Origin of the sequence: Pseudomonas sp. SIMBA_068, from assembly GCF_046534705.1 — a bacterium.
Taxonomy (GTDB): Bacteria; Pseudomonadota; Gammaproteobacteria; order Pseudomonadales; family Pseudomonadaceae; genus Aquipseudomonas; species Aquipseudomonas putida.
The window spans coordinates 1-238 of sequence record NZ_JAWRYI010001586.1; the positions used below are offsets into that span (position 1 = coordinate 1).

Annotated in this window: 1 protein-coding gene; it reads right to left on the reverse strand. The window is 55.5% G+C overall.

Translation table 11 applies throughout. The features are described from left to right. Positions 1–238: YbgF trimerization domain-containing protein (locus SB756_RS35040; protein WP_410913879.1), on the reverse strand; the 238-nt coding region annotated here is incomplete at both ends.

Below are 238 nucleotides of genomic sequence, written 5' to 3' on the forward strand. Positions count from 1 at the left end.
TTGCATCGCCGCTTTTCACCGGCGCGCCAGCATTCGCAGTACCAGCATCAGCTGTCGGCGTCGTTGATGCCGCCGCACCGCTTTGATCGCTGCTGGTTGATTGCGCCGCTGCACCACCGCTGCTGAGGCTGTCGATCTGCAACAGGATCTGCTTTTGCCGCTCCACGACCTGATTCAGTTGATACTGATTTTCCTGAATCTGACCACGCAGGGAATCAATATCGGATTGATTATCAGA